This is a genomic window from Gordonia sp. 'Campus', assembly GCF_022206305.1.
GTDB lineage: Bacteria > Actinomycetota > Actinomycetes > Mycobacteriales > Mycobacteriaceae > Gordonia.
Window position 1 is genome coordinate 21,732 of record NZ_JAKOIW010000019.1, and the last position, 26,982, is coordinate 48,713.

A 26,982-nucleotide genomic window follows, 5' to 3' on the forward strand; every position below is an offset into this window, starting at 1 on the left:
AACCGTTGCGGAGCCCTACCGCGAAGGAAGACAGACACTGCCGGTGCACGATGCACGCGGCGACGGGGCTGCGACCAGCGCCAGGGGTGAGTTCGTTGCCGGCGGAGGATAGGTGAACACAGTGGTGGGGGTGCCGCCACTCGCCGGGACGGACAAGATCCGGGGACTGGCGTAGCCGTACTCCGAGACGTAGACCGTGCTGCCGATGGCGCTGATTCCTCGCGGATCGCTCAGCCCGGTGGCCACCGTGGTGGCTGCGCCGCCGGCGGCAGGGACCGAAACGATCTGATCACGGCCGAACTCCGCGATGAAGAGGGTTTCGCCTTTCGCGGTGATGCCACGCGGACCGGACAACCCGGTCGTGACCACTCTCGGGGACCCCCCGGCTGCCGGTATCGCCACGATCCGACCGGCACCGTAATCGCTGACGTACAGGGTCGAGTCGATGACGGTAATGCCTCGGGGTCTGTCGATCCCTTCAGCGACAACGCGTGCCGCGCCACCGGCGGCCGGAAACGCCAGAACTCTGCCTGTGCGCCATTCGCCGACGTACACGGTGTCACCCCGCGCGGCGATGGCCTCGGGAACCTCGAGGCCGGACGCGATGACGGTGGGTGCACCGCCGGTCTTGGGCACCGCGACGACGGTCCCGTCGTAGTTTCTCGTGACGAACAGCATCGGTCCCGACGCGGCGATGTCGTACCCACCGTGGCTGTCGGCGAGAGAGGTCAGTTTGCCGGTTCCGGGGGCCAGCGAACCCACACCTGTGTCATCCAGGACGTACAGCGTCATGGGCGGCGCGGCGCCTGTGGCGACGGCCGCCCCGGATGCCAGCGCAACGGCCAGGGTCGCTGCCACCGTGATCATCGAGCGCACGCCACGATGGACCCCGCGACGCCATGTCTGCTGTGGCGCCATACCCGACCTCACAGCTCGCGTTCCATTCACCGCACGCCCCTTCCACCGAAGTCACCTTCGTGCAAGGCACCATTTGCGGTTTCCTGCAACGATACGATTTCAACATGGTGAGACTACATCGAAAGTTCACAGCGGGTCGCGGGTTCGCCGCACAGCAACCGATCGGACCGAACCGGTCAATCCGGTTCGGCAACCCTTGCGATCACCCGATCGCAGCCGCGACTCAGACCTCGGTGAGGTCGACCGACTTGGTCTCGCGGACGCTGAGCAGCGCGATCAACGTGGCGACCGCGGCCACCGCGAGGTACACACCCACCCAGCCGACGCCGTAGTCGGCGACGATCCAGGTCGCGATGAACGGGGCCACCGCGGCGCCGAGGATCGACGCGACGTTGTAGGAGATCCCCGAGCCCGTGTAGCGGACGTTGGTGGGGAACAGTTCCGGCAGGATCGCACTCATCGGACCGAAGGTCAGGCCCATCAACGTCATACCGAGGATCAGGAAGAACAGCATCATCCCGTCGGACATCGACGACGGATCGAGCAGCCACTGGAAGCACAGGCCGAACACGATGATCGCGGCGGTGATGATGATGAGGAACGCGCGGCGACCGTAGCGGTCGGCGAGACGTCCCGAGATCGGCACGCACGCGGCGAAGAAGAGGACCGCGACGAGCTGGAGCTGCAGGAAGTCGACGTAGCTGATCGAGAGCTTCACGCCCGAGGAGTCGGTCACCTTGCCGGTGCCGTAGGAGATCACCCAGGTGGTCACGATGTAGAACAGCGTGTACGTCGCGACCATGATGAACGTGCCGGCGATGAGCGGACGCCAGCTCGTCTTCACGACCTCGGCGAGCGGCGCCTTGACCTTCTTGCCGTCGGCGACGGCCTTCGCGAACACCGGTGTCTCGGTCAGCTTCAGCCGGACGTACAGCCCGACGGCCACCATGATGGCGCTGGCCAGGAACGGGATTCGCCAGCCCCAGGTCATGAAGGCGTGGTCGGGGTCGGCGGACGCGGCGTCGAAGTCGAGGGCGAGCATCAGCAGCAGGAAGGTGCCGTTGGCGAAGAAGAAACCGATCGGTGCGCCGAGCTGCGGCCACATGGCCGCCCAGGCGCGTTTGCCCTTCTCGGCCGTCTCGGTCGCGAGAAGCGCTGCGCCCGACCACTCTCCACCCAATCCGAGGCCTTGGCAGAAGCGCATGAGCGCGAGCAGTGCCGGTGCGAGGTATCCGACGGAGTCGTACGTGGGCAGCAGACCGATCACGAAGGTGGCTATACCCATCGTGAGCAGCGACCCCACCAGTGTCGCCTTGCGGCCGACGCGATCTCCGAAGTGGCCGAACAGGATCGAGCCGATGGGTCGCGCCACGAAGGCGAGTCCGAAGGTCGCGAACGACGACAGCAGCGCCGCGGTGTCGTCACCCTTGGGGAAGAACAGCACCGGGAACACGAGAACCGCGGCCGTCGCATAGATGTAGAAGTCGAAGAACTCGATGCTCGTCCCGATCATCGACGCGATCACGATGCGGCTACGGGGTACCGGCGCCTGGTCGGGATGGTCGATGTTGCGGACCGCGGAATCGCTCATCCGCGCGACGTTACGCCTGCGGGATCAGCCCTTCGTTTCGACCCCTGAGAAAAGCCTGAGTGGCGCGGTGGCCGGCTCCCTGGGCTACGCCCGCCGGCCCCGCTCCCCGGGGCTACGCGCGCCGGCCCGCGCCCTGAGGTGCGAGCGCAGCGAACCACGAAGGGCGTGGTGACCTGCCTCTCCCGCCCTTCGTGGCTCGTCGCTTGCGATCCTCACGCCTCAGGGAGCAAGGGTGGGGCGTCGCTTGCGCTCCTCACGCCTCAGGGAGCACGGGTGGCTCAGCTACCCCGCTTGATCCATTCCTCGAGGTGCGGTGCCTCGGTGCCGACGGTGGTGCCGTCGCCGTGGCCGGTGTAGACCTTCGTCTCGGGGTCGAGGGTGAAGATCTTCTCGGTGATCGAGGCGATGATCGTCGGGAAACTCGAATACGAACGACCCGTCGCGCCCGGCCCGCCCTGGAACAGGGTGTCACCGGAGAACAGCACCTTGGCCTCGGGCAGATGGATCACCGACGAGCCCGGCGAGTGGCCGGGGGTGTTGATGACCGTCAGCTCGGTCCCGCCGACGCTGATTCGCTGGCCGTCTTCGAGGTCCTGATGGGCGACGTCGGGATGGGTGTCGTTCCACAACATGTCGTCACCGGGGTGCAACAGGATCGGTGCGCCGGTGGCCTCCGACAGTTCCGGGGCGACGGTGACGTGGTCGTTGTGGCCGTGGGTGAGCACGATCGCCTTGACCGTGCGGTTGCCGACGCCGTCGAGGATCGGCTGCGCCGAGTGCGCGGCGTCGATGATGATCACCTCGTCGTCGTTGCCGACGAGCCACACGTTGTTGTCGACGTCCCAGGTGCCGCCGTCGAGACTGAAGGTGCCCGAGGTGACGACATTGTCGATCCGCAACTCGCCGCTCACAACTCCACCACCGATCGCAGGACCTTGCCTGCTTCCATCGCCGAGAACGCGGCCTCGACGTCGTTGATACCGATGCGTTCGGTGACGAACTTGTCCAACGGCAGACGGCCCTGCTCGTAGAGATCGATCAGCATCGGGAAATCCCGCTCGGGCAGGCAGTCGCCATACCAGGACGACTTGAGTGCGCCACCGCGCGAGAAGAAGTCGACCAGCGGCATCTCCAGGGTCATCTCCGGTGTCGGGACACCCACCAGCACGACGACGCCGGCCAGATCGCGGGCGTAGAACGCCTGCTTGTAGGTCTCCGGCCGACCGACAGCGTCGATCACGACATCAGCACCGTTGCCGTCGGTCAGTTCCTGCACCGCGGCGATCACGTCGTCGACCTTCGACCCGTCGATCGTGTGCGTGGCGCCGAGGTCCGTGGCCCACTCGAGCTTGGCCGGGTCGCGGTCGATCGCGATGATCGTCGTCGCACCCGCCAGCCGCGCCCCGGCAATTGCGGCGTCACCGACACCGCCACAGCCGATGACCGCGACCGAATCGCCACGACCCACGTTGCCGGTGTTCATCGCCGCACCGATACCGGCCATCACACCGCAACCGAGCAGACCTGCGACCGCGGGATCGGTGTCGGGATTGACCTTGGTGCACTGCAACTCGTGGATCAGCGTCTTCTCGGCGAACGCGCCGATCCCCAACGCCGGGGTCAGTTCGGTGCCGTCTGTCAGCGTCATGGGGACGCTGGCGTTGAAGGTGTCGAAGCAGTACCAGGGGCGGCCACGCTTACACGCACGACACTGACCACATACCGCGCGCCAGTTGAGGACGACGAAATCGCCGACCTCGACGTGGGTCACGTCGGAGCCGACCGACTCCACCACACCCGCGGCCTCGTGCCCGAGCAGGAACGGATAGTCGTCGTTGATACCGCCCTCGCGGTAGGCCAGGTCCGTGTGGCAGACACCGCACGCCTTGATCGCCACCACGACATCGCGCGCGCCCGGGTCCGGGATCACCACGTCGACGACCTCCGTCGGCGCCTTCTTGCTGCGCGAGATGACTCCCTTGACTGTCTGAGACATGCGTTGGTTCCTTCCGCAACTGCGTTGTTCGGGGTCCGTGTCCGACGTGTGTTCGCAAGCACGGCGACGCGTCGTGGTGTCGCCGGAACACATCGCCACAACCTTATCGGTAGGGCTGACCTCGGTCTACTCGGAGTAGTCGTCGTCTACTCTCGTTAGTCGCCGGCCACTCTGATCGACCGCCGTGGCCTGCTCGGACCTCACCCTAGGCTCGCGATCCGCGGCGTCGACCCGGTTTCGGCCATCGCGGACACCGGGGCCGCCGCGTCCGAGCCGGTTCCGGTTGTTTCGCGACTACCACGCCGGGGCAACCGTGCGGCGGACACAACATTCTCGACCACGAGGAGGTAGATCATGGCAGAGAACAAGAAGGACCCCGGACCCTCGGTCAAGGACGACGAACTCTACGAGAAGCTCCGCGACGAGGGGAACTCCAAAGAGAAGTCCGCCCGCATCGCCAACGCCGCCGCCAACAGCTCACGCTCGGACGTCGGCAAGAGCGGCGGCAAGTCCGGGTCGTACGAGGACTGGACCGTCGACGAGCTCAAGAAGCGCGCCAAGGAGCTGGACCTCTCCGGTTATTCGGACCTGAAAAAGGACGAGCTGATCGAGAAGCTACGCGATCACTGACCGGGTGGCACCGGCCTGAAGGTCTCTGCACGCACTGAAGCCGCCGATCCCTGGGGATCGGCGGCTTCGGTGTGGAAAGGGACGGTGCCGGCCAGTGCGCCTCTCGGCAAACAGGCCGCTCGAAGCGGCAAAAGGGTGGGACCCGGGGCAGTGGATCCGTCACCGTCGAGGGTTACAACCGCACCCCCCGGCAAGTTATTCCGCAGAGTTCGTCCGCACTCGGCCCGGGCGTTCGGACAGCGATCAGCGAACCAGCCCGACACGCTGGAACGCCGTGAGCGCGGTCTCCCCGGTGTTCCAGAGCGCGTTGACGTCGCCGCGCGCACCTGCCGCCGCACGGACGTCTTGGAGTGCAAGGCCGTTGCGGAACGTGAGTACGTTGTAGCCCACGTCGGCGGCGCGCAGCAGCGGGCCGGTCGCCCGCCCGGCGCCGACCACCCGGTCGAGTCCCTCGCCCACGAAGTAGAAGCGGAAGATCGGACCCAGGTCGACGCCGTACTCCCGCAGTGTTTCCGCGACGATCGAGTTTCCGTGCGCAGCAATGGCGTCGACGATGAAGAAGAAGTCGCGAGCGTTCGATGGTGTCGCCCGGGCGTCGGCGGTCGCATACGCCAGGTCGACGGTGATGTGCGAGTTGTAACCGGCCATGGCCACCCGCTGGCCGGGGACCGCGCAATCGTCGGCCATGTCGAAGTAGTGCCGCCACTGGGGCGCGACCGGTCCCCCGCCGAATTCGCCTCGCACGGCGTCGAGGAACCGGTTGAGGAGTTCGAGACTGATGACCGGGGCCCATCGTGGCGTCTGGAACACGCGCGGATTGTTCTGTAGCGGCATCACCGCGTCGCGTTCGACTGCGGCCAGTCCGAGGGCGAACAACCCGCGACGGTCGCGGCGGTCGGTGAGTATGTCGACGATCCCGTACAGCTTCGCGACGTTGCGTCGTAGCTGCACGAGCGGGAGGTCCCGCGAATCTTGATCGTAGGTACTGAGTTCGACGATCCGCTCGCGGTCGGCCGGGCGGAGCTCGGTGCCACACGTCTCGGCCGGTACCGCCGAGGACGTGGCCGGCGCGGCGACGAGAAGTGTTCCGACCACACCCAATGTCACCAGTGCCGCAGAAAGTGCTCGCATGGAACCCGGTGATACCCGCGAACGCCCTGATGAACCCTCTGACCCGGATTTCGTAGTGACAATGCGGACATGGCGCGCATTGTTGCTACGAAACGCGGTGGCTCAGAGACGCGCTGGGTCAGGGCAGGAGCCCCGACCGGCGGGCGGTCACCACCGCCTCCAGCCTCGACGACGCCCCCAGCTTGCGCATCGCGTCCTTCATGTAACCCTTCACGGTGTAGACGGTGACACCGAGCGTCTCGGCGATCCGGGCGTTGGAGTAGCCGAGAGCCGCGAGGGACAGGACGTCCTGTTCGCGTCCGGTCAGATCGACCTGCGCGGTGCGCGCCGTTTCCGCGGCGACGAGAACCTCGGTGATCGCGGCGATCTCGTCCGCGAGGCGCGCGTCGTCGACCGTGTCGGCCAACGTCCGCAACCGCGCGTACGCCGCGGTCATCCGGTCGCGCAGTTCGGCCTCGTCCTGCGCCGCGTGTTCCAGACGCGCGCGTGTCGCCACGATCTCGTGTTCGACGGTCCGCGCCTCCATGGCCAGGACGTCGAGCATGCGGCCGCCGATCGGGTCGGGAGTGTGGAGGGCCCCGTAGATCACCGCGACCGGGCTCCGGTCGACGATCACCGGGGCCGCCATCATGGCGCGGAGTCCCTCGCGCTCGATGATCGTGTTGTAGCGATGGGTGATCCGCGGCGTACGGAGATAGTCGTCGACGACCATCGGCCGGTTCAGCGACACGACCTTGCCGCCCAGCCCGTGCCCGAGCTCCACCGACACCCCGTTGAGGGCCCCGACCGTGGTCCCGGCGAAGTGCTGTAGCCGCAGGTGAGACGGCCCGTTCAGTACTCCCGCGAACGCCAGCGGCACCCCGCTGGACTTGCGCACCCGGCGTAGCGCATCGGTGACGATCCCGCTGATCGGCTCGGGCATCTCACCTCACTTCTCCCCCTCTTCAGAGGGTGTTCCAGGGACCGTCCACGGAGGACACTGTGACTCAGCTTACTCAGTCGAGAACGAGGTTCACCGATGACTCAGGCCACCATGACCCCCACCGCGATGGTCGAACGCTGGATGGCGACCTACGGGGCGCCCGATGCCGACGCGGCGGCACTCCTCGTCGACGGTCACGACCCCGATGCCGTCGCGTTCACCGTGATCGAGGTCGATTCCGACGGCGCCGCGGCCGGCTCGGCGAGCCCGGTCACCACCGATGTCACCTACGGCGAGCTCGCCGAGCGGTCCAAGCGGTTCGCGTCGGCGCTCGCCGAACTCGGGGTCGGCCGCGGGGACACCGTCGGTGTCCTCATGGGCAAACGCGAGGAACTCGTCGTCTCACTGCTGGCCATCGCACGCCTCGGTGCGATCTACATCCCGTTGTTCACCGCCTTCGCGACCCCCGCGATCGAGATGCGCCTGCGGGCGGGTGATGCGAAGGTCGTCATCACCGAGCCCGGTCAGGCGGACAAACTCGACGGGATCGAGGGCATCACCGCCCTCGTCGCCGGCGAGCAGTTCGAGGACCTCATCTCCGCGCACGAGCCGATCGCCGAATCGGTCGCGGTCGGCGGCGACGGAACGCTCATCCTGCTGTTCACCAGCGGCACCACCGGAGCACCCAAGGGCGTTCCGGTGCCGGTGAAAGCGCTGGCCTCGTTCGTCGCCTACATGCACTTCGGACTCGACGTCCGTGCCGACGACGTCTTCTGGAACGCCGCCGATCCGGGCTGGGCCTACGGCCTCTACTACGGGGTCCTGGGTCCGCTCGCCGCCGGGCGCCGCAACCTGCTGCTGCGCGCGGGGTTCACCCCCGAGCTCACCGCGCGGATCCTCGGCGAGCTCGCGGTCACCAACTTCGCCGCCGCGCCGACCGTGTACCGCGCACTCAGCAAGGACCCGCGTATCTCGGGATTCTCGCTCCGACGGGCGTCGTCGGCGGGCGAACCCCTGACTCCGGACGTCATCGACTGGGCGCTGCGATCGATCGGCACCGAGGTCCGCGACCACTACGGCCAGACCGAGCACGGCATGTTCATCAACAACCACTGGCACGACGACGTCCACGAGCCGCTGGTCCCGGGCTCGATGGGCAAGCCCATGCCCGGCTTCGCGGCCGGCATCGTCGACGGTCAGATCGCCATCGACGTCCCGGCCAGCCCGCTGATGTGGTTCTCGGGCTACCTCGACGCCCCGGAGAAGACCGCGCAACGCTACTCGGCCGACGGGCGCTGGTACCTCACCGGCGACACCGGACGCGTCGACGACGAGGGCCGGTACTTCTTCACCGCACGCGACGACGACGTGATCATCATGGCCGGGTACCGCATCGGCCCGTTCGACGTCGAGAGCGTCCTTATCACCCACCCGTCGGTGGTCGACGTCGCGGTCGTCGGACGGCCGGACGAACTGCGCGGCGAGGTGCTCGAGGCGTTCGTCGTCGTCGCCGACGGCGTCGAGGGTTCCGAGGCACTCGAAACCGAGTTGCAGCAACTGGTCAAGACGCAGTTCGCCGCGCACGCCTATCCCCGGACGGTTCACTTCGTCGACGCACTCCCGAAGACCCCGAGCGGCAAGATCCAGAGGTTCCTGCTGCGTCAGCGCTGACCGCTCCGGTCAACCTCAACGGTCCGGTCAACCTCAACGGTCCGGTCATGGCTCAGCGGTCCGGGCGCGTCTTCTCGACGAGAGCCCGGACCGAGGCCGGCGGTGCGTCGCCGCTGTGGGTGGTCGGGGCGTCGTACACCGTTCGTACGGGGACGACGCCGGTCCAGTCCGTCGACTCCCCACCAGGTCCGCCGGTCCGGGCCTTGGCGATCCACCGACCGTCGACGATCGGCAAGGTGAGGGCGACGGTCGCCGCCAGCTCCTTGCGGTTCGTCGGCCGGACTTCGGCGACCCGTCCGGGAATGAGCTTGTCGGACAACGCCTCCAGAGACGCCCGGGCATCATGCGCGACGTCGAGGACCCCGCGCACCACGGCCGATCGATAGTTCGCCGAGTGGTCGAAGAGGGTGTCGGCGACGACGAGCCCGTCCAGGACGAACACCGTGAAGGTCACCGGAGCACCCGCGGCCACGTGACGCAGTGCGCCCGCCCCGGTCGATCCGTGCAGCAGGATCGAGTCGCCGTCCCGGGCGAAGAGCATCGGTACCGACCAGGGCTGGCCGTCGACGACGGTACTCAGCGTCCCGACCTTCGCCTCGTCGAGCAGTGCGTTGAGCAACGCACGGTCGGCGGACCGCTCGGGTTTGCGCGTCAGGGACGCGAGCGGCGACGTCGCGTCTGTGTGTTCGCCACCGTTCGAAGTCATGCGCACATGGTCGCCCGCGCCGGCTCCCGGCTCAACAGAATTGCTGACTCGGTGCCGCAAGGGACACGTTTCCTTGAGGACCGAAGCTGTCCTCTATCGGTCATAGCGTGGTCCTCACACCCACCGAGAGGAACCATCATGAGCACCTACACCCCCGCGGAACTCAGCGTCGAGGTCACCGGAGAGAAGAAGGAACTGCTGACCGTGCTGCAGGACCAGCGCAACATGCTGAAGATCACCGCGCGCAACCTCTCCGACGACGACGCGCGCAAGCAGACGACCGTCAGCACGCTCACGATCGGCGCACTCATCAAGCACCTCGCCCACGGCGAACAGAATGCAGCGCGGGTCATCATCGAGCGCGACGAGAACGCGGAGTTCGACATGAGCCAGGCGCTCACCGAGTACGAGATGAGCGACGGTGAGACCCTCGCCGGGTGGCTGGACGCCTACGACCGCGCGGCCGCCGAACTCGACCGGGTGATCGCCGACGCCGCGAGCCTCGACGAGCTGATCCCCCAGCCGACGGCGCCGTGGGCGCCCGAGCGCGAGTGGTCGTCGATCCGGACGATGATGCTCCACCTGCTGCGCGAGACCGCGCACCACAGCGGCCATGCCGACATCATCCGCGAGGCGCTCGACGGCCAGAACACGATGGGCGCCATCTCGGAGGGCCAGGACTGGGCGAAGGACTGGGCCGACGCCGACTGGGCCCAGTAGACGCCGGCCCGAGAGGCACGAGGGGTCGGCCACCCCGGCACCGCCACCTGCGCGACACCGGGAATTCGCAATTGATTTCGCAAACCACCCATCCGGTCGGGAACCTGGCCCGAATGAGTCAGTGAGGCTGCCAGACAGGGCAGCTCACCCACCGTGAAGATTGGATCAACGATGATCAAGCGAGTTCCCCGTGTAGCAGGAGCGGTGACCGGACTGGTCCTCGCCGTCGGCGTGATCGCCGGATGTTCGAGCGATGACTCCGGTTCGTCCAACGAAACCACAAGCGCCGCAACCGGAATGTCGTCGATGAGCGCGTCGGCCGATCCGGCCGCCAACCTCGTCGGACCCGGCTGCGCGGCATACGCCGAGGCGAATCCCTCGGGCCCCGCGTCGGTCACCGGTATGTCCAGTGTCCCCGTCGCCACCGCGGCTGCGACCAACCCCGAGCTGACCACGCTCACCCAGGCGCTGTCCGGCCAGCTCAACCCTGACGTCAACCTCGTCAAGACCCTCAACGAGGGCGAGTACACCGTCTTCGCACCCACCGACGACGCGTTCGCGAAGCTCCCCCCGGAGACCGTCGAGCAGCTCAAGACCGATTCCGATCTGCTGAGCAAGATCCTTACCTACCATGTGGTTTCGGGTCAGGCCACGCCGGATCAGATCGTCGGCGAGCACACCACGCTCGAGGGCCAGAAGGTCACCGTGACCGGTTCGGGCGACAACCTGAAGGTCAACGAGTCCGGAGTCGTGTGCGGTGGAGTCATGACCTCCAACGCGCAGGTCTACCTGATCGACACCGTGCTGATGCCCCCGGCCGGTATGTGAGTCGGCTACACCCCTAGCTGACAACACGTTTCGACTCGATTCCCGGCGACACACCCCGTCGCCGGGAATCGTCATGCTCAAAGCTCCTGTGCGCGTTCAGTTGTGCGAGGAGCCCACAGACACGCCCGCGCGTACACGGGAGTCGTCGAGCGCCGTGACCTGGATCGGCACACCCGTCATGTTCGCCATCCCGGCAAGACGTTCGAGGTCGGCCGGGTCGGAGGAGATGAGCGCGTTGACGTTCACGCCCCCGGTGCCCAGATCGTTGCCCGCGGCGGCATTGGCCTGTGTCCAACCCCCGGAACCGTTGTGGCCCCAGCCATGTGGGATCGCGACGACGCCGGGCTTGATGTCCTCGGTGATCGTGACCGGCAGCGAGATCCGGCCGTGGCGGGACTCCACCGTGGCCAGATCACCCTCGGCCAGTCCACGACTCGTCGCATCGTCCGGATGCATTCGGGCGGCGTGTGAGCGACCGCCGCGGAGCAGCATCGGCGCGTTGTGCTGCCAGCTGTTCTCCGAGCGGATCTCGCGCATCCCGATGAGGCGCAACGGGAATCCCGAGTCGGGTTCGACCTCGAGCCGGTCGATCTCCGCCATCAATTCCGGTGCGGTGAGACGGATACGGCCGTCGAGGAACGTGATGTTCTTCGAAAGTTGACCGGGGGCAAGACCATCCGCGACCACGGCGCCGTGCGGATGCTCCTCGATGAGCCGCCGATAGCTGAGACCGCCCCGCCGCAGTCCGAACCGGTCACCACCCAGACCCAGCCGGATCACCAGATCCGAGACCCGTCGCGGCGTCACCGGTCGCCCGAACCGGCGCGCGAGCGTGTTGGTGGTGTGCAACGACCGGATCAACAGGTTCTGCGATGCCAGCGCTCCGACGAGTTCGTTGATCACCGTCCACTCCTCGCGGGCCTCACCCTGCGGCGGGATCACCGCTTCGGTCGCCTGCTTGAACGGTGTGGTGAACAGGGCCTGGAACGGGAGCAGGAAGTCCTCACGCTCGTACATCGTCGTCGCCGGCAGGATGTAGTCGGCGTGCGCGTTCGTCTCGTTGCGGTAGATGTCCAACGAGACCGTCAGATCGAGTTCGTCCAGCGCGGAACGCAACTCGTCACCGTTGGGCACCGAGAGCACCGGGTTGCCCGCACTGACGAAGAGGGCGCGCAGCTGCCCCTTGCCGGGTGTGGTGATCTCTTTGGCCATCAGTGACGCCGGGGCCGTCCCCAAGACCTGTGGGAGATTCCCCACCCGGCTCCGACGCCCCGCCCAGCGGAAGGTCGAGACCTTCTGCAGCGCAGTAACTCCCAGCTTCTGCCCGGGGATGCCGAGGTCGCCGAACATGGATCCGCCGACGACGTCGAGGTTGCCGGCGACGAGGTTCACCATGTCCAGCAGCGCTGTCGTCAGCGTGCCGGTGCGCCCGAGCGAGGTGCCGACGCGGCCGTACACCGCAGCCCGCTGCGTCGACACCAGCGACCGGGCGATCTCACGAACACGCCCCGGATCGATATCGGTGCGCGCGGCGGTCACCTCGGGTGCATACGCCGCGACCGTCGTCTTGAGTTCGTCGACACCGCGTGCCTGCCGCCGTAACCGGTCTTCGTCGGCCAACCCCTCGTCGAACATCACGTGCAGCAGCGAGAGCAGGAACAGGGCATCCGTGTCGGGGGTGATCGGCTGCCAGTCGAACTCGCGCGCGGTCTCGGTATGGCGCGGATCGACGACGAGCACCGTTCCGCCGCGGGCGGTGATCGCCCGCAGCCCTTCCCGGATTCGTGGCGAGCTCATGACGCTGCCGTGCGACACGATCGGGTTGGCGCCGATGATCATCAGGTAGTCGACCCGGTTGATGTCGGGGATCGGCGCGGTGACCGGATTGCCGTAGAGGAAGTGGCTCGCGACGAATCGGTTGTTCACGTCCTGCGACCCCGCGGAGTACACGTGCGGGGTCCCGAGCAGATTCATGAAGATAGCGGTCCACAGGGTGTGCCCCGTGGAGAACGTCGCGGGGTTGCCGAAGTACCACCCGATCGAGCCGGCGCCATGGGTCCGGTGCACGTCGACCAGGCGGTCGCCGATCTCGGACAGCGCGGTGTCCCAGGAAATCTGCTCGAAGTCGCCTTCCGGCCGCCGGCGCAGCGGGTGCCGCAGGCGGTCGGGGTCGTTGACGATCTCGGTGAACGCGATCCCCTTGGGGCACGCGAAACCCTTCGACAACGGGTGGTCCTTGTCGGGCCGCAACGAGATCAGCCGATCGTCCTCGACGGTGGCGATCATCCCGCACAGCGGCTCGCAGATCCGGCAATAGGTGTGCTTCTCCAACGCCATGACGCGTCCCCTCGACTCGGAAAACCGCGGCACGAACAGTGGGCTGGCCAGCGGTTCGATGTGATTCCGTTCACATCTGATGACAAGTGTTGCATGATGACAGCAACCGAGGCATCCCTCCCGAGGAGGTCCATGTGACCGACAGCGACATCACCGATCCGACGATCGGCACCGATCCGGAGAGCGCCGGCGCGGCACCGGCGGACGACCCGCAGCCGCCCCTGCACGACGTGATCATCATCGGCGCCGGCCTGTCCGGCATCGACTGCGCGTACCGGCTGCGGGAGCAGAATCCCGACGCCGACTACCTGGTTCTCGAGCGGCGTGCGCGGATGGGCGGCACGTGGGATCTGTTCCGCTACCCGGGCGTGCGCTCCGACAGCGACATCTACTCGCTCAGCTACCCGTTCGAGCCCTGGCGCAAGCCCGGCGCGCTCGCCCAGGGCGAGGACATCCGTCATTACATCGAGCACACCGCCCGCAAGTTCGGGATCGACGAGCACATCCGCCACGGCAGGCATGTGGTCACCGCGGACTGGGATTCGACGACCGACACGTGGACGCTCGGCGTCGAGGTCGACGGGGTTGACGGGGTTGACGGGGGTACGGAGACGCGTATGGAGACCCGGCGCGCACGCTTCGTCATCTTCGCCACCGGGTACTACGACTACGACAATCCCTACACCCCGCGCTTCACCGGGGCCGACGACTTCGCGGGCACGATCGTCCACCCGCAACACTGGCCCGAGGATCTGGACTACCGGGGCAAGCGGGTCGTCGTGATCGGCAGCGGGGCGACGGCGGTCAGCCTGATACCCAGCCTGGCCCAGCAGGCCGAGCACGTCACGATGCTGCAGCGATCACCGTCGTACATCTTCTCGTCGAAGCAGAAGCAGTACCTCGCCCCGCTGGTGCAGCGTCTGCTGCCACCGGGCGCCGCGCACAAGGTCATCCGCACCCGCTACGCGACACAGACCGCCGCCATCGTGCACCTCACCCACCGCTTCCCGTCGCTCGGACGCAAGCTGATCCGGAGCAACGTCGTGGCGAATCTGCCCGAGGACTATCCGGTCGACGTCCATTTCAACCCGGCCTACAACCCATGGGACCAGCGCATGTGCATGGTCCCCGACGCCGACCTGTTCGACCACATCACCGGCGGTTCGGTCGAGATGGTCACCGAACACATCGACCGGTTCGACGAGTCGGGTGTCCTGCTGACCTCTGGACGCCACCTCGACGCCGACATCATCGTCACCGCCACCGGTCTGCAGCTGCTCGGTTTCGGCGGTACGCGGCTGCGCGTCGACGGTGCCGAGGTCAAACCGCACGACCGCTTCGTCTTCAAGAGCTATCTGATCGAGGACGTGCCCAACCTGGCCTGGTCGGTGGGCTATACCAACGCGTCGTGGACGCTCCGCGCGGACATGACCGCGCGTGCGGTGGCCGATCTCGTGAAGCACATGCGCGTCAACGGTTACACGCACGCCTACCCGCACCTCGGTTCCGAACCCATGGGCGCGCGACCGCTGTGGGATCTCAAGGCCGGTTATGTCGAACGGTCGCCGGACGCGCTGCCGAAGTCCGGCACCCGAGGCCACTGGCAGGTCCGGCACAACTACTACCGCGACGCCATCGATCACCGCAGGAACAAGGTCGAGGAGTCGATGGTGTTCGGACGGGTCTGACCCGTCGCCGACGTCGTGCGGGCCGGGGCACACGGCGGGCTTCTCGGTACGCCCGTACTATCGCGCGCATGAGTGCTCTGACTTCTTCGTTGCGGCAGGACTCCCACGATCCGGTTCCCGGCCCCAACCGGCCGCGTCTCCGGTTCGCCCTCATGATCGCGGTGGTCATCGGCACGGTGCTCTCGCTCGTCGCCGTCGCGCCGACCGCGCAGGCCGACCGAATCATCAACGGCCACCTGGTCGGCGGGAAGATCGAGGAGGCCTACGCGCAGACGGGCGGCTTCTTCAAGTGGGGTGTGCCGACCGGCCCCGAGCGCGCCGCCGCCAAACGCGGGCGCTACCAGAGTTTCTCGCGCGACACCTCGTTCTACTGGCATCCGGCGGTCGACGGTGGGACTGCACATCAGGTGGGTGGCGCCATCCGTGCCCGCTGGCAGCGAGCCGGGGCAGAACGCGGAGCCCTGGGTTTCCCGACGACCAACGAGTACAAGTCGGGCAGCGGACGCAGCAACGACTTCCAGGGCGGTGTGGTCACCTGGTCCAAGTCCGGCGGTGCGCAGATCGTCTGGGGTCAGATCCTGCTCAAGTGGCAACAGACCGGCGGTGCGGGCGGGTACTTCGGCGTCCCCCTCGGCGGTGAGTACCGGCCGGGCGGCCGGTTCGCCCAGGACTTCCTCAACGGCACCATCTTCTGGCCCTGAACAACGCAACTCCGGGACGAAGACGACAACCGCTTCTGTTCACTAGGATGTCCTAGTACCGTCGGGGGCATGTCCACGGATTCGTCTTCCGCCAACACCATCGACGGCATACTCCGCAGGTCGGCCGCCCGGCACCCCGAGCGCACGGCCCTGATCTTCGAGGACCGGTCGCACACCTACCGCGAGCTCGACGACGCGGTGAACGGGGCCGCCGCAGCATTGCTGGCGAACGGTCTTCGACGCGGCGATCGGGTCGCCGCCTACGGCACCAACTCCGATGCCTACGTGATCGGATTCCTGGCCTGCTGCCGCGCCGGACTCGTGCACGTGCCGATCAACTACGCGCTGCGCGGCGAAGAACTCCGATACCTCGCGGCCCAGTCGGGGGCACGCGCGGTGCTGGTCGATCCGGCACTGGCCGGCACTCTCGACGAGGTGCGCGGCGATCTCGCCGACGTGGAATGGGTCATCCCGTTCCGCGACGCCACCGACTCCCTTCTGGCGTCGTCGACGTCCGACGAGGCGCCCGAGCCCGGTTCCGGGGCCGGGGGCAGCGACCTGGCGCAGCTGCTGTACACCTCGGGCACCACGTCGAAACCGAAAGGCGCCATGATGACTCATCAGGCGCTCATCAGTGAGTACGTCTCGTCGGTCATCGCCCTGGACTTCGCAGCGGACGACAACCCGCTGATCGCCATGCCGCTCTACCACTCGGCGGGCATGCACGTCTTTCTGCTCCCGTACCTGTCGGTGGGCGCGACCGTCCGGCTCATGGCCACCCCGGACATCCCCGAGATCCTGCGCCGGATAGAGGCCGAACGCATCGGCTCACTCTTCCTCGCGCCGACGGTCTGGGTGCCGCTGGCCAACCATCCGGACCTGGACACCCGCGATCTCTCGTCCCTGCGCAAGGCGCAGTACGGCGCGTCGATCATGCCGGTCACCGTCCTGAACCGACTGCGCGAGCGCTTCCCCGAGCTGGGGTTCTACAACTGTTTCGGCCAATCCGAGATCGGCCCGCTGGCAACGGTTCTCCGGCCGGAGGAGCACGGGGACCGGGCGTCGTCGTGCGGACGGCCGGTGTTCTTCGTCGAGACACGGGTGGTCGACGCCGACGGCCACGACGTCGAACCCGGCGTCCCCGGCGAGATCCTCTACCGATCGCCGCAACTGTGCCGCGGCTACTGGGAGAACCCAGCGGCGACGGACGAGGCGTTCCGGGACGGATGGTTCCACTCCGGAGATCTGGTGACCCGCGACGCCGAGGGCTTCATCACGGTGGTCGACCGGATCAAGGACGTCATCAACACCGGCGGCATCCTCGTGGCCTCACGCGAGGTGGAGGACGCCCTCTACACACATGCGGCGGTGTCGGAGGTGGCCGTCATCGGGGAACCGGACGACAAGTGGATCGAGGCGATCACCGCGGTCGTGGTCCTGCGGGACGGCGAATCGGTGACCGAGGACGCGCTGATCGAGCACGTCAGGGCGCAGATCGCGCCGTTCAAGGTCCCCAAGCGGGTGCGCTTCGTCGACGAGCTGCCCCGCAATCAGAGCGGCAAACTTCTCAAACGCGAACTCCGCACACAGTGACTCCGCGGTGACGCCCGGCGCCCGCACCGGATCCGTTCCCGCTTCTCGAACAGCCGTGCGTCATCACGGGATTCGGAAGCGGTCGGACGGTCGGGATCGGTTCGCAGTACGGTGACACGCGTGACTCGATGGCACCGCAGGGCTCTGACACTCATCGCGTGCGCGGCGGTCGCGATCGGGGGTTCGGGGGCCCTCGCCGCCGGATCCGCGACCGCCTCACCGCCGACCGGAGACGTCGGCTCGGTCGTCGCCTCACGGGACCTCGCACCCCAGTTCCGGGTGCCCGGATCGGCCCGCGCGACGGTGCTGACCTACGTCACCACCAACACGTTCGGACAGAAGGCCCTCAGCACCGGGACGGTGTTCATCCCGCAGGGAACGGCTCCGCGCGGCGGCTGGCCGGTCATCTCGTGGGCCCACGGGACGTCGGGGCTCGGGGACGACTGCGCACCGTCGGTGAGGGGTCCGGGTCTGCCCGAACGCGACCTGCCCTACCTCGCGAGATGGATGCAGCAGGGCTACGCGATCGTGGCGAGCGACTACGCCGGGCTGGGCACCCCGGGCCTGCACGCCTACCTCGACGGACGGACCACCGCCCACAACGTCGTCGACATGGTGCGCGCCGGGCGCGAGTACACGTCGACCCTGCCGGTCGGCCAGCGCCTGTCGCGATCCTGGGCGGTCGTCGGCCAGTCCCAGGGCGGTGGCGCCGCCATCTACACCGCGCGCCACGCGACGGCCTTCGGCGGCGCCGACCTCGACTATCGCGGAGCGGTGGGCACCGGCACACCGGCCTACATCGAACGCCTCGTGCAGGTCGCCGGACCCGGGGTGCCACCGATCGCGATCTCGCCCGCGCTCACCGCGTACGTCAGCTACATCGCCGCGAGTCTGCGGTACGCGCACCCGGAGCTGGGCATCGACCGCCTCCTCACACCCACCGGCCGCAAGTACCTGGCCCTCGCCGAGACGCAGTGCGTGGGTGAATTCGAGGACCAGCTGCGGGGCGTGTCGCTCGGGGACTTCTTCAGCGCTCCGCTCATCGGCCTGCCGGGATTCGCGTCGACGCTCGCGAGCTACATGGGCATGCCCGAGCGGGGCTTCGACAAGCCGTTCTTCATGGGACACGGCCTGTTCGACACCGACGTGCCCTACCCGACGACGGCCGCCTACGTCGCCGCGCTCACGGCCAATCGAGCGCCGGTGACGTTCCGGACATATCCGAGCGACCACAGTGGAACGCTGATCCGATCGCAGGCCGACACCATCCCTTTCCTCGGCCGTCTCTTCGGACGCTGATCCGAGATCCTGTCATCGAATTTCCGAAACAGGTTGCTGCATAGTCTCTCCGGCCGTGACACGCAACGAAACGGGCACAACTGGACACACCTCGCTGGCCGCGAGATGTGACCCCGTGGCAGGATGGTCACACCGGTGAAGCAGTTGCCGTCATGTCTTTGTCGGACGGATCGCCTCAGGCGAGCCCGTCCCCAGGAGAGAGGGCCGCCACCGATGCAGGCAGACAATCCTGAGGCTGTGATCGTCGACGACAGCGGTGTCAGCGCCGGACGCGCGCTGATGTCGGTGGTCTCGGTCGCGCACGAGGAACTGGTGATCCTCACGGTGGAGGGCAGCATCGACGTCCTCACCGCCCCGCAGCTCTCCGAAGCCGTGTCACAGGCGCTCAGTGGACGCCCCCGCGGTCTCATCATCGACCTGACCTCCACCGAGTTCCTGGCCTCGGCCGGCATGGCGGCATTGGTCGCGGCACACGAGGCGATCGCGCCGAACGGACTGTTCGGGGTCGTCGCCGCGGGCCCGGCGACCACCCGACCGCTGACCATCATGGGGCTCGACCAGACCATGATCCTGTACCCGACGCTCACCGCAGCGGTGACGGCCATGACCTGCCCTGAGGGAATGGTCGACCGCCCGGCCGGATGACCCCATGGCGTTGATCTCATCGGCACACCGACCCGGACCCGGGGACCCCGACGGCGGCCTCGAGCTGTCCGTCGCCGCGACTCCAGAGTCCGCCTACCGGTTTCGCCTGCGTTTCTCCGAGTGGCTCGACGCCACAATCAGCGTCGACGCCGAGCGGCGCAGCGACATCATCCTCGCGGTCTACGAAGCCGTCGCCAATGCCGCCGAACATGCGTACGCCTCCCAGGAAGCGCCGGGCTCCATCGGGGTCCGCGCCCGGGTGACGCCCGCAGGCGAGTTGGAGGCCGCGGTCACCGACACCGGCACCTGGAAGCCGGGACACTCCGATCAGTTCCGCGGGCGCGGCCTGGCGCTGCTCACCGCTCTCAGTGACGACTCCGAGGTCACGACCGGGCCATCCGGTACCGCAGTGACCCTCCGCTGGCACCTGGTCCGCGACGGCGCGCGGGTCTGATCGCGGGCCTCGGCGCGTTCGTCGGTTCGGGGAATCCCGGCCGGCAAACCCCGCCTGAGTCTGCCGGTCGGCGACCATCGGGGTACGGTTCGGGCAGGGATTCGGGCGCGAGTCTGATCAACCGACCAAGTCTGTCGGCGAAGTCGCCTAACCTGAACCCGAAGGCAGGTTCGGGGCCGGCCATCGCATAGCTCTTGTCGAGCCGTTCTCCGATCTGACACCGCAGACATGCGCACGCAGGTCAGCGCGAAGAAGGGAGTCGACATGACCGACTTCACCGTGGACTCGAACATCGACGATGCCTGGCGTACGTTCGCCCTGCACGTCGGCGACCGCCTGTCTCACCTCGACACCGGGGCCACACTCACCATCCAGCAGGATCCCACGATCCCGGAGGGCCCCCACGGCACGCTCCGGTTCTCGGTCACCGGATCGCGTCGGCTGCGCTGCACCATCGACGACGCCGACCTGCACCCCACCCCCGAACACTTCGCCGAGCATGTCGAGATGCTGGCCGCACTCGGTTGGCGTCGCCTGCGCAACAACACCCACATCTTCGAGGTCGGCAGGCGCCGCGTCGACCAGCTGGCCCATGTGACCGTGCAGACGCTCCGACAGGTGTGGGAGGTCGTCCACCCGGCGTTCCTCGACCACAGCCCGGCGGCCCGGCCCGAGCCGCAGATCGAGGTGGCCGTCCAGCCCTTCGACGCCGATCACCTGCGCGCCCTGCTCGTCGGGTCACTCGAGGACCTGACGGGGTGCCGGATCCAGACCGACGCCGACGGCGACATCGCCCTCCCGACCAAACCGGTCTCCTCGTGGCTCAGCCCGCGTTCGGATGCGCCACGACTCGAGTTCTTCGCGCGTCTCGCAGGCGACATCACCGACCGCCGCCGCGCCGCCGACGTGGTCGCCGCGCAGCCGACGATGGGCTCCGCGGTCCGCGTGCACCTGCTCGAGAACGAGGTGTTCGCGACCCTGACCGTCGAATGCGCCGTCTACCATCCCCACAACCTGAGCTCGGCGCTCGCCGAGTGGTTCAGCTTCCTGGCCGACTGCGCGCCCAGCGTGATCTCGAAGGTCACCGAGGGTGCCCCCGTGTCGGTCACGAACAGCGGCCGGTTGCCCGACGCGTTGCAGACACTGCTGGAGCTCGACCCGGACGGTCGGTCGCTCAGTGCGCGGGAGGTCGCGAAGATCTGCGGGCACAACCAGACCGACATCCTCTCCTACATCCACACCAGCGAGGAGCAGTACCTCACCTGGCGCCGCTCGGCCGTCGACGCGGCCGCCGCGTCGGACTCGGTGGAGGCCGACGCGTGCCGGCACGAAGCCGACGCATGGCAGGCCACGACGCACAATCTCCGCGCCGCGCTGCGGGTCGTCGTGTTGTCCGATGACGACACCGCCGACCGTCGTCCGTCGGCCAAGTGAGCTCATCTCGCCGATGATCGGCGCGTCACACACGTCGTCCGTGCGGGTGATTCTCCGCCGCCCTGACTCGCCACGCGCCACGCGCGGGACACCGCGGTAGATCCCGTCCCGGGTGTCATCGCGGCGTCGTAGTATTCGGATCCCGGTCCGCACACGTCCCGCGCTCACGCAACACCCAGTAGGAGACTGCATGTCCCCCGATTTCGATGCCGTCCTCGAGGCGGCCTGGCGGGACTTCGCCGACACCCTCTCCACCCGCGTGCCCCAGCTCGTCCCGGGACAGACGCTCGCCGTCGTCGAGGCGGCCGCGGGCGGTTGGCGGCGTCGGATGACCTTCGCCGTCGTCGAGCAGCCCGGCGAATCGGCCCGGCTGCGGTGCACCATCTCCGCGGGAGACCTGACCTGGACCGACAAGGACCGGTGGATGCGCCAGGCGACCTACATCGTCGACCGCGGGTGGTGTCGTCTCGAAGGACGCAGCGCGTTCTGTTACGAGGTCGACCCGGCGCGCTTCGCCGACCTTTCCGCCGCCGCGGTGCGCGCACTCCGCGAGGTCTGGGGCGTGATCCATCCGTCCTTCGTCAGCATCAGCGACCCGTCCTTCGCCCGGCACCACTCGACGACACCCACGACCGATCTCGACGCCGGCGACGTCTCCGATGCCGGACGGGGCCACGTCGACGCCGAGACCATCCGCTTCGCCTCCCTCACCCGGCCCGTCGACGCGCCGGCCGAGGGCGGGGTGGTGCCGCAGTCGCAGGACCATCTGGTCGAACTGGTCCGGGCCGCCATGGCGGCGACCGGCCGGCCCGTGGTGGTCAGCCCGCGCAAGTCCATCTTCTTGCGGGCGACGCACACCTCGCTGTTGCGACCGGCGCGCGATGGCCGCGCGCTGGAGCTCGTGACGATCCTCAGCTCCAAGGTGCCCGCCCCCTCGGTGGTGGGCTCGATCGTGACGGAGTTCTCCCCGCGGTGGCCCGAGATCGCTGTGGTCGTGCGCAACGGACTCGTCTACGCGCAGCGCCGCATCGACGTCGCCGTGTTCAGCCCCGCCAACCTCGTCGCCGCCCTCCGACGCTGGGACGAATTCACCCAGGGCGCCCGACGCGACATGGTCCGACGCCTCGAGGCCGACGAGAACCACAAGCTGCCACGCCGACTCCGCGGTGATCGCCTCCCCAGCGCGCTGCAGGTCCTCCTGCGGGTGGCCCACCGCGAGGACTCCAACCTCCGGCCGGGCAGCGCTCTCATCGCCTGCCGCAACGACCCCGAGAGGGTGCACGAGTTCTTCGACATCTGCGCGGCGGAGATGCGGGACTGGATGGACAGTCTCGCCCTGGCCCGCCGGGCGGAGCTGGGCGACGAGGAGATCGCCCTCTGCGAAGCCGAGCACCGCGCCTACGCGCGGCTCGCCCGGATACTCCTGAACGCGATGGAACTGGCGGGCGGATCGCCGGAACGGTCCATCGAGAGTTGAGTCCGGGCGGTTCAGCCCGCCGAACCATAGGACAGGTGCACGACCCCGTTGTCGAAGACATCCGAATCGACCAGCGTGAGCGGGATGTCCGCGAGCCCGTCGAAGAGCCGCGCGCCGGACCCCAGGACCACCGGGTAGACCAGCAGATGGAGCTCGTCGATCAGTTTGTCGCGCAACAGCGCCCGCACGAGCGTTCCGCTGCCGCTGATGTAGAGGTCGCGGTCCTGCTTGAGCTCCCGGATGCGGTCGGCGTCGTAGGGTCCCAGGACCTCGGAGTTCTGCCAACCCTCGGCGGACTCGAGAGTCGACGACACGACGTACTTGGTGGTGTCGTTGAAGAAGGGCGCGCCCGGGTCGTCGGCGGCGGTCCGGGTGGACCACGCCGGCGCGAACATCTCGAATGTGTTGCGCCCGAGGAGAATCCCGGTGCAGCTGCTCATGAACGAGTTCAGCACCTCACCCATGCCGTCGGCGAATCCATACGGCATCGTGAAGCTCGGGTCCTCGTAGCTTCCGTCGAGGGTGATGAATTCGTGGACGTGGATCTTTCCCATGGCGTTTCCTCGTTCGTCTCGATGAGTGAGTGTCACGATGTCAGACCGGGCCACCGCCGGAAAGTCATCGGCGGTCGTGGCCCCGCCGGCTGAGCCCCCTCCCGCCGGCTGAGCCTGTCGAAGCCCCCGCTTGTCTGGTAACTCTGGATCGACACACCAGCCGAACAGAGGAGTTCCATGGACGTCGCAGGCAAGGTGGCCATCGTCACGGGCGGAGGCGGCGGCATCGGCGGGGCGATCGCCCACGCTCTGGTTGACGCGGGCGCGAAGGTCGTGGTCACCGACCTCGACGAGGCCACCGCACACCATGTGGCCGCCGCGCTCGGCGACTCCGCGGCGGCGATCGGCGGCGACGCGTCGAGCGACGATCACATCGATGCGGCGGTTCGGTTGGCGGAGAGCAGCTTCGGACCCGTCGATCTGTACTTCGCGAATGCCGGCGTGGGCGTCGGCGGCGGTGTCGACACCGAGGAGAGCGTCTGGGACCTCACACTCGACATCAACCTCCGAGCCCACATCCGAGCGGCGCGACGGCTGGTACCGGAGTGGGTGGAGCGCGGCAGCGGGTACTTTGTCTCCACGGCGTCGGCGGCGGGTCTGCTCACCCAGATCGGCAATGCGCCCTATTCGGTGACCAAGCATGCGGCGGTCGGTTTCGCGGAGTGGCTCAACATCACCCACGGCGACGACGGCATCCGGGTGAGTTGCCTGTGCCCGATGGGCGTCGACACCAAACTGCTCCGGTCCGACGACGACTCCGTCACCGAGGACCAGAAGCTGATGCGACGCGCCGTCGAGACCGCAGGCGCCGTGCTCACCCCCGGCGCGGTGGCTGCCATCGTCCTGGAAGCCGTTGCCGACGAACGATTCTTGATCCTGCCGCACCCCGAGGTCCTCGAGATGTATCGGCACAAGGGGGCCGATTACGACCGCTGGCTGCGCGGGATGCGGCGCTATCAGACCGCGCTCCGCGGGCAGTGATCGCCGGCTACTCGAAGTAGCGTCGAGGGACGTCGACCAGCATCGTCGTGATGTCGGCGTCGCTGACGCCGCGTTCGCGCAGCGCCGGGAGCACCTCCTCGCTGATGTGTCGGTAGTTCCACTTCGGCAGCGCCTGCTTCTTCGCCTCGTGGTCGAACCAGTCGATGAAGCATGCGGCGTCGTGTGCCAGCGCCATGCGGTCGGCGTACCCGCGCTTGCAGAGCTCGACGACGATGTCGACGCGCTGGTCGAAGGGCAGCAGCAGGTCGAGGCCGAAGCGGTCCATGCCGAGGATGGACCCCGCATCGGCGAGCTTCATCAGGTAGTCGATGTCCACGCTGTCACCGGAGTGGCCGATCACCACCTTGGTGAGGTCGGCTCCCTCTTCGGCCAGCACACGCTGCGCCACCAGGCCCGACTGACTGTGCGGATCGGTGTGCACCGTGATCGGCGCGCCGGTCTGCGCACTCGTCTGCCCCACGGCGCGCATCACCCGTTCGACGCCGGGCGTCAGACCCTGGGATTCGATGGCGCACTTGAGGAATGCCGCCCGGACACCGGTGTCGGCGATGCCTTCGGTGAGGTCCTTCGTGAAGAGGGTGACCAGCGGCTCCGGGACGTCGAACAACATGCCGGGTCCGGCGTAGTGGAATTGGAACGGGATGTCGTTGTAGGTGTACAGGCCGGTCGCGACGACGATGTTGAGGTCGATCTGCTCGGCGATGCGCTGGATGCGGGGGATGTAGCGACCGAGGCCGAGCACGGTCGGGTCGAAGATCGTGTCGATGCCCAGTTCCTTGAGCTCCGTCAGGTCGCGGACCGCCTCGGCGACCTTGGCGTCCTCGTCCCAGTCGTCCTGATAGTTCTGGCGGAACTCCTCCCCGACGATGAAGACGTGCTCATGTACCAGCACGTGTCCGAGGTCGGCCGAGTCGACGGGGCCGGTCGCGGTGTGAACGGTGGCCATGGAACCCTCCTCACCGGGAGGCCGCGTCGCCTCCCGCTGCGCCGAACCCTAATCGACCGGCGCCGGCCGGGACCGTGTTTCGGCGGTCGCGACATGCACCGCTCCGCATACGTGTCAGGCGGCGGTGCGAGTGGAGGTGGCCTTCTCCATCCCCCAGTACGAGGTGCCCGCGACGATCGCCCCGGCGAGCCACGACAGGTCGACGCCGCCCAGCGCGACCGCGACCGGGCCCTGCAGCGCGGGCAGCATGCCGTACATGAACAGCCAGGTTGCGACGACACCCAGCGCGAGGGCGATGAGAGCCGTCGGGCGCACCATGGGCAATACGCTGTCGGCCGGCTTCGCGAAGAGGCTCTCGGCGTCGATCTGTCGTCGGGCGATGAGGAACCAGTGCACCAGAACGACTGTGCCCCACGGGCTCAACCAGCCGACGATCGAGACGAGCCAGCTGTCGATGGTCGTGGCGAAGTCGCTGTTGAGCACGAAGTAGACGACGATCGCCATCGCGACGACGCCGATGATCACGTTCAGCACCCGACGGTCCACGCGGATGTCGAGCGCCTGTGTGGAGACCGTGCACGTGTAGATGTTGAGGATGTTGGTGGCGAGCGGACCATGGACCACGAGCAGCAGCACGGGCAGTGCCAGTGCACCGTAGGCGTCGACGATGATCTCGCCCGGGTCCGCGGAGTCACTGAGGGTAGCCAGCGAGGCGCCGAGGACGCCGAGCCACACGACGGGGATGAACTGACCGAGCGCGCTGGCCAGGAACAGCTTGCGGGACGGCACATCTCGCGACACGAACCGGGAGTAGTCGCCCGCATATCCGAGCCAGGTGAGTCCCCAGCCGATGCCGATGGCGGTCATCACCGCGGTGATCGCACCGATGTGGGCCGAGCCCGTCAGTTCCGGGGCCGTGGACCGTCCCCAGTCGACATCGAGGCCGACCCAGGCGACGACGGTCATCACGAACAGGATGGCCACCGTGGGAGGCACGGTCCAGCGCTCGAATGCCGAGATGGCACGGTATCCGAACCAGGCGATCGTCACCTGCATGACCATGATGACGGCGGCCACCACGATCCGCGCGGCGTTGTTGTCCAGGTCGGGGTCGACGAGGCCGAGCTCACCCAGCAGGGCCATCACCAGGTCGAGGACGATCCAGGTGTTGACCGCACACCAGCCCATGCAGACGAGCGCCTGCACAGCGGCCGGCACGTAAGCGCCGCGACGCCCGAAGACCGCACGTGAGAGGACCATGCCGGTCACCCCGGTGCGCTGCCCGATGACGACGAAGATGCCGAAGATCGTCATGCCGATGACGTTTCCGGCCACGAGGACGGCCACCGTCTCCCACAGCCCGAGGCCCATCGTGACGCCGAGTGCGCCCAGCACCCAGTTGATCGGCGCGATGTTGGCCCCGGCCCAGATCCAGAACTGGCCGCGTACATCGTGGGTCTTCGCGGATTCGGGGATGAGTTCGAGTTCGGCCTCGGCCTGCAGAACCGAATGGTCGGGGCCGGGGGCCGGCGAAGGTGCGGCATCGGTTGCGGTCATGGAGTCCGTCCAGAGTGGTCGGCCCGATGGATTCGGGCGCGATGGTCATATCGCGCGACGATGCGCTGTGCGTACATCTTCATCTGCTCTGGGCCGCTGAGGACACTGACAGATTGTTCGTTCACTACCGGATCGTCAAGGACAGTCTGTCTCATCCCATCGGCAGGGAGGCCCGATCCTGT

The 26,982-nt window shown here is 67.6% G+C and carries 24 protein-coding genes; 13 read left to right on the forward strand and 11 right to left on the reverse strand.

Translation table 11 applies throughout. From position 1 onward, the window contains the following. Positions 1-15 precede the first annotated feature (15 nt). From MAY35_RS18325 to MAY35_RS18340, 4 genes are all read right to left on the reverse strand, one after another. Complete coding sequence (locus MAY35_RS18325) at positions 16-918, reverse strand: hypothetical protein (protein WP_238422733.1); 903 nt, start codon at positions 916-918, stop codon at positions 16-18. A gap of 223 nt (positions 919-1,141) precedes the next feature. Further along, positions 1,142-2,509, reverse strand: coding sequence for an MFS transporter (locus MAY35_RS18330; RefSeq protein WP_238422734.1), 1,368 nt, complete (start codon positions 2,507-2,509; stop codon positions 1,142-1,144). Between the two features lie 278 nt (positions 2,510-2,787). Then, positions 2,788-3,420 carry an MBL fold metallo-hydrolase gene (locus MAY35_RS18335; protein WP_238422735.1) on the reverse strand — a complete coding sequence of 211 codons (633 nt, stop codon included), beginning with the start codon at positions 3,418-3,420 and terminating at the stop codon, positions 2,788-2,790. Beyond that, a complete protein-coding gene (locus MAY35_RS18340) occupies positions 3,417-4,505 on the reverse strand; it encodes an S-(hydroxymethyl)mycothiol dehydrogenase (protein ID WP_238422736.1) in 1,089 nt (362 codons plus the stop codon). Before MAY35_RS18340 ends, MAY35_RS18335 begins: the two co-directional genes overlap by 4 nt. A gap of 354 nt (positions 4,506-4,859) precedes the next feature. Here MAY35_RS18340 and MAY35_RS18345 point away from each other — a divergent pair, with 354 nt between their 5' ends. Next, positions 4,860-5,135: a Rho termination factor N-terminal domain-containing protein gene (locus tag MAY35_RS18345; RefSeq protein ID WP_101822725.1), complete on the forward strand. Its 276-nt coding sequence runs from the start codon at positions 4,860-4,862 to the stop codon at positions 5,133-5,135. A gap of 243 nt (positions 5,136-5,378) precedes the next feature. Here the strand turns inward: MAY35_RS18345 and MAY35_RS18350 are convergent, their stop codons facing one another. Next, on the reverse strand, positions 5,379-6,266 hold the full coding sequence (locus MAY35_RS18350; protein ID WP_238422737.1) for a DUF5995 family protein: 888 nt from the start codon (positions 6,264-6,266) through the stop codon (positions 5,379-5,381). A 118-nt stretch (positions 6,267-6,384) separates the two neighbouring features. Then, positions 6,385-7,188 (reverse strand): LuxR C-terminal-related transcriptional regulator, encoded by an 804-nt coding sequence (locus MAY35_RS18355; protein ID WP_238422738.1) that lies wholly within the window; start codon positions 7,186-7,188, stop codon positions 6,385-6,387. A 96-nt stretch (positions 7,189-7,284) separates the two neighbouring features. Between MAY35_RS18355 and MAY35_RS18360 the strand changes: the two genes are divergently transcribed. Beyond that, positions 7,285-8,859: an AMP-binding protein gene (locus MAY35_RS18360; protein ID WP_238422739.1), complete on the forward strand. Its 1,575-nt coding sequence runs from the start codon at positions 7,285-7,287 to the stop codon at positions 8,857-8,859. Positions 8,860-8,911: 52 nt separating this feature from the next. On the opposite strand, the gene MAY35_RS18365 is transcribed toward MAY35_RS18360, so the two are convergent. Continuing rightward, positions 8,912-9,565 carry a pyridoxamine 5'-phosphate oxidase family protein gene (locus tag MAY35_RS18365; RefSeq protein WP_238422740.1) on the reverse strand — a complete coding sequence of 218 codons (654 nt, stop codon included), beginning with the start codon at positions 9,563-9,565 and terminating at the stop codon, positions 8,912-8,914. Positions 9,566-9,703: 138 nt separating this feature from the next. Between MAY35_RS18365 and MAY35_RS18370 the strand changes: the two genes are divergently transcribed. Together MAY35_RS18370 and MAY35_RS18375 are read left to right on the forward strand one after the other, a co-directional pair. After that, a complete protein-coding gene (locus MAY35_RS18370; protein WP_238422741.1) occupies positions 9,704-10,285 on the forward strand; it encodes a DinB family protein in 582 nt (193 codons plus the stop codon). A gap of 171 nt (positions 10,286-10,456) precedes the next feature. Next, on the forward strand, positions 10,457-11,113 hold the full coding sequence (locus MAY35_RS18375) for a fasciclin domain-containing protein (RefSeq protein ID WP_238422742.1): 657 nt from the start codon (positions 10,457-10,459) through the stop codon (positions 11,111-11,113). A gap of 96 nt (positions 11,114-11,209) precedes the next feature. On the opposite strand, the gene MAY35_RS18380 is transcribed toward MAY35_RS18375, so the two are convergent. Then, positions 11,210-13,450 (reverse strand): molybdopterin-dependent oxidoreductase, encoded by a 2,241-nt coding sequence (locus tag MAY35_RS18380; protein ID WP_238422743.1) that lies wholly within the window; start codon positions 13,448-13,450, stop codon positions 11,210-11,212. A 134-nt stretch (positions 13,451-13,584) separates the two neighbouring features. On the opposite strand from MAY35_RS18380, the gene MAY35_RS18385 reads away from it, so the two are divergent. The 8 genes from MAY35_RS18385 to MAY35_RS18420 all read left to right on the forward strand — a co-directional run bounded on the left by MAY35_RS18385 (position 13,585) and on the right by MAY35_RS18420 (position 22,741). Further along, a complete protein-coding gene (locus tag MAY35_RS18385) occupies positions 13,585-15,138 on the forward strand; it encodes a flavin-containing monooxygenase (protein WP_374237979.1) in 1,554 nt (517 codons plus the stop codon). A gap of 68 nt (positions 15,139-15,206) precedes the next feature. Then, complete coding sequence (locus MAY35_RS18390) at positions 15,207-15,839, forward strand: LGFP repeat-containing protein (RefSeq protein WP_238422744.1); 633 nt, start codon at positions 15,207-15,209, stop codon at positions 15,837-15,839. Between the two features lie 69 nt (positions 15,840-15,908). Then, positions 15,909-17,432 carry an acyl-CoA synthetase gene (locus MAY35_RS18395; RefSeq protein WP_238422745.1) on the forward strand — a complete coding sequence of 508 codons (1,524 nt, stop codon included), beginning with the start codon at positions 15,909-15,911 and terminating at the stop codon, positions 17,430-17,432. A gap of 111 nt (positions 17,433-17,543) precedes the next feature. Beyond that, complete coding sequence (locus MAY35_RS18400) at positions 17,544-18,731, forward strand: lipase family protein (RefSeq protein ID WP_238422746.1); 1,188 nt, start codon at positions 17,544-17,546, stop codon at positions 18,729-18,731. A 213-nt stretch (positions 18,732-18,944) separates the two neighbouring features. Next, positions 18,945-19,376 (forward strand): STAS domain-containing protein, encoded by a 432-nt coding sequence (locus MAY35_RS18405; protein WP_238422747.1) that lies wholly within the window; start codon positions 18,945-18,947, stop codon positions 19,374-19,376. A 4-nt stretch (positions 19,377-19,380) separates the two neighbouring features. Beyond that, positions 19,381-19,830 (forward strand): ATP-binding protein, encoded by a 450-nt coding sequence (locus tag MAY35_RS18410; RefSeq protein ID WP_238422748.1) that lies wholly within the window; start codon positions 19,381-19,383, stop codon positions 19,828-19,830. Positions 19,831-20,094: 264 nt separating this feature from the next. Beyond that, the gene (locus tag MAY35_RS18415; RefSeq protein WP_238422749.1) at positions 20,095-21,264 is read left to right on the forward strand and encodes a hypothetical protein; all 1,170 of its coding nucleotides are present in this window, start codon (positions 20,095-20,097) and stop codon (positions 21,262-21,264) included. A gap of 190 nt (positions 21,265-21,454) precedes the next feature. Beyond that, positions 21,455-22,741 (forward strand): hypothetical protein, encoded by a 1,287-nt coding sequence (locus MAY35_RS18420; protein ID WP_238422750.1) that lies wholly within the window; start codon positions 21,455-21,457, stop codon positions 22,739-22,741. An 11-nt stretch (positions 22,742-22,752) separates the two neighbouring features. On the opposite strand, the gene MAY35_RS18425 is transcribed toward MAY35_RS18420, so the two are convergent. Further along, positions 22,753-23,295, reverse strand: coding sequence for a dihydrofolate reductase family protein (locus MAY35_RS18425; protein WP_238422751.1), 543 nt, complete (start codon positions 23,293-23,295; stop codon positions 22,753-22,755). 177 nt (positions 23,296-23,472) lie between these two features. On the opposite strand from MAY35_RS18425, the gene MAY35_RS18430 reads away from it, so the two are divergent. Then, on the forward strand, positions 23,473-24,276 hold the full coding sequence (locus MAY35_RS18430) for an SDR family oxidoreductase (RefSeq protein ID WP_238422752.1): 804 nt from the start codon (positions 23,473-23,475) through the stop codon (positions 24,274-24,276). 7 nt (positions 24,277-24,283) lie between these two features. Here the strand turns inward: MAY35_RS18430 and MAY35_RS18435 are convergent, their stop codons facing one another. Both MAY35_RS18435 and MAY35_RS18440 read right to left on the reverse strand, forming a co-directional pair. Then, complete coding sequence (locus tag MAY35_RS18435) at positions 24,284-25,243, reverse strand: phosphotriesterase (protein WP_238422753.1); 960 nt, start codon at positions 25,241-25,243, stop codon at positions 24,284-24,286. 114 nt (positions 25,244-25,357) lie between these two features. Beyond that, positions 25,358-26,800, reverse strand: a complete 1,443-nt coding sequence (locus MAY35_RS18440) for a cytosine permease (protein ID WP_238422754.1) — start codon at positions 26,798-26,800, stop codon at positions 25,358-25,360. Positions 26,801-26,982 lie beyond the last annotated feature (182 nt).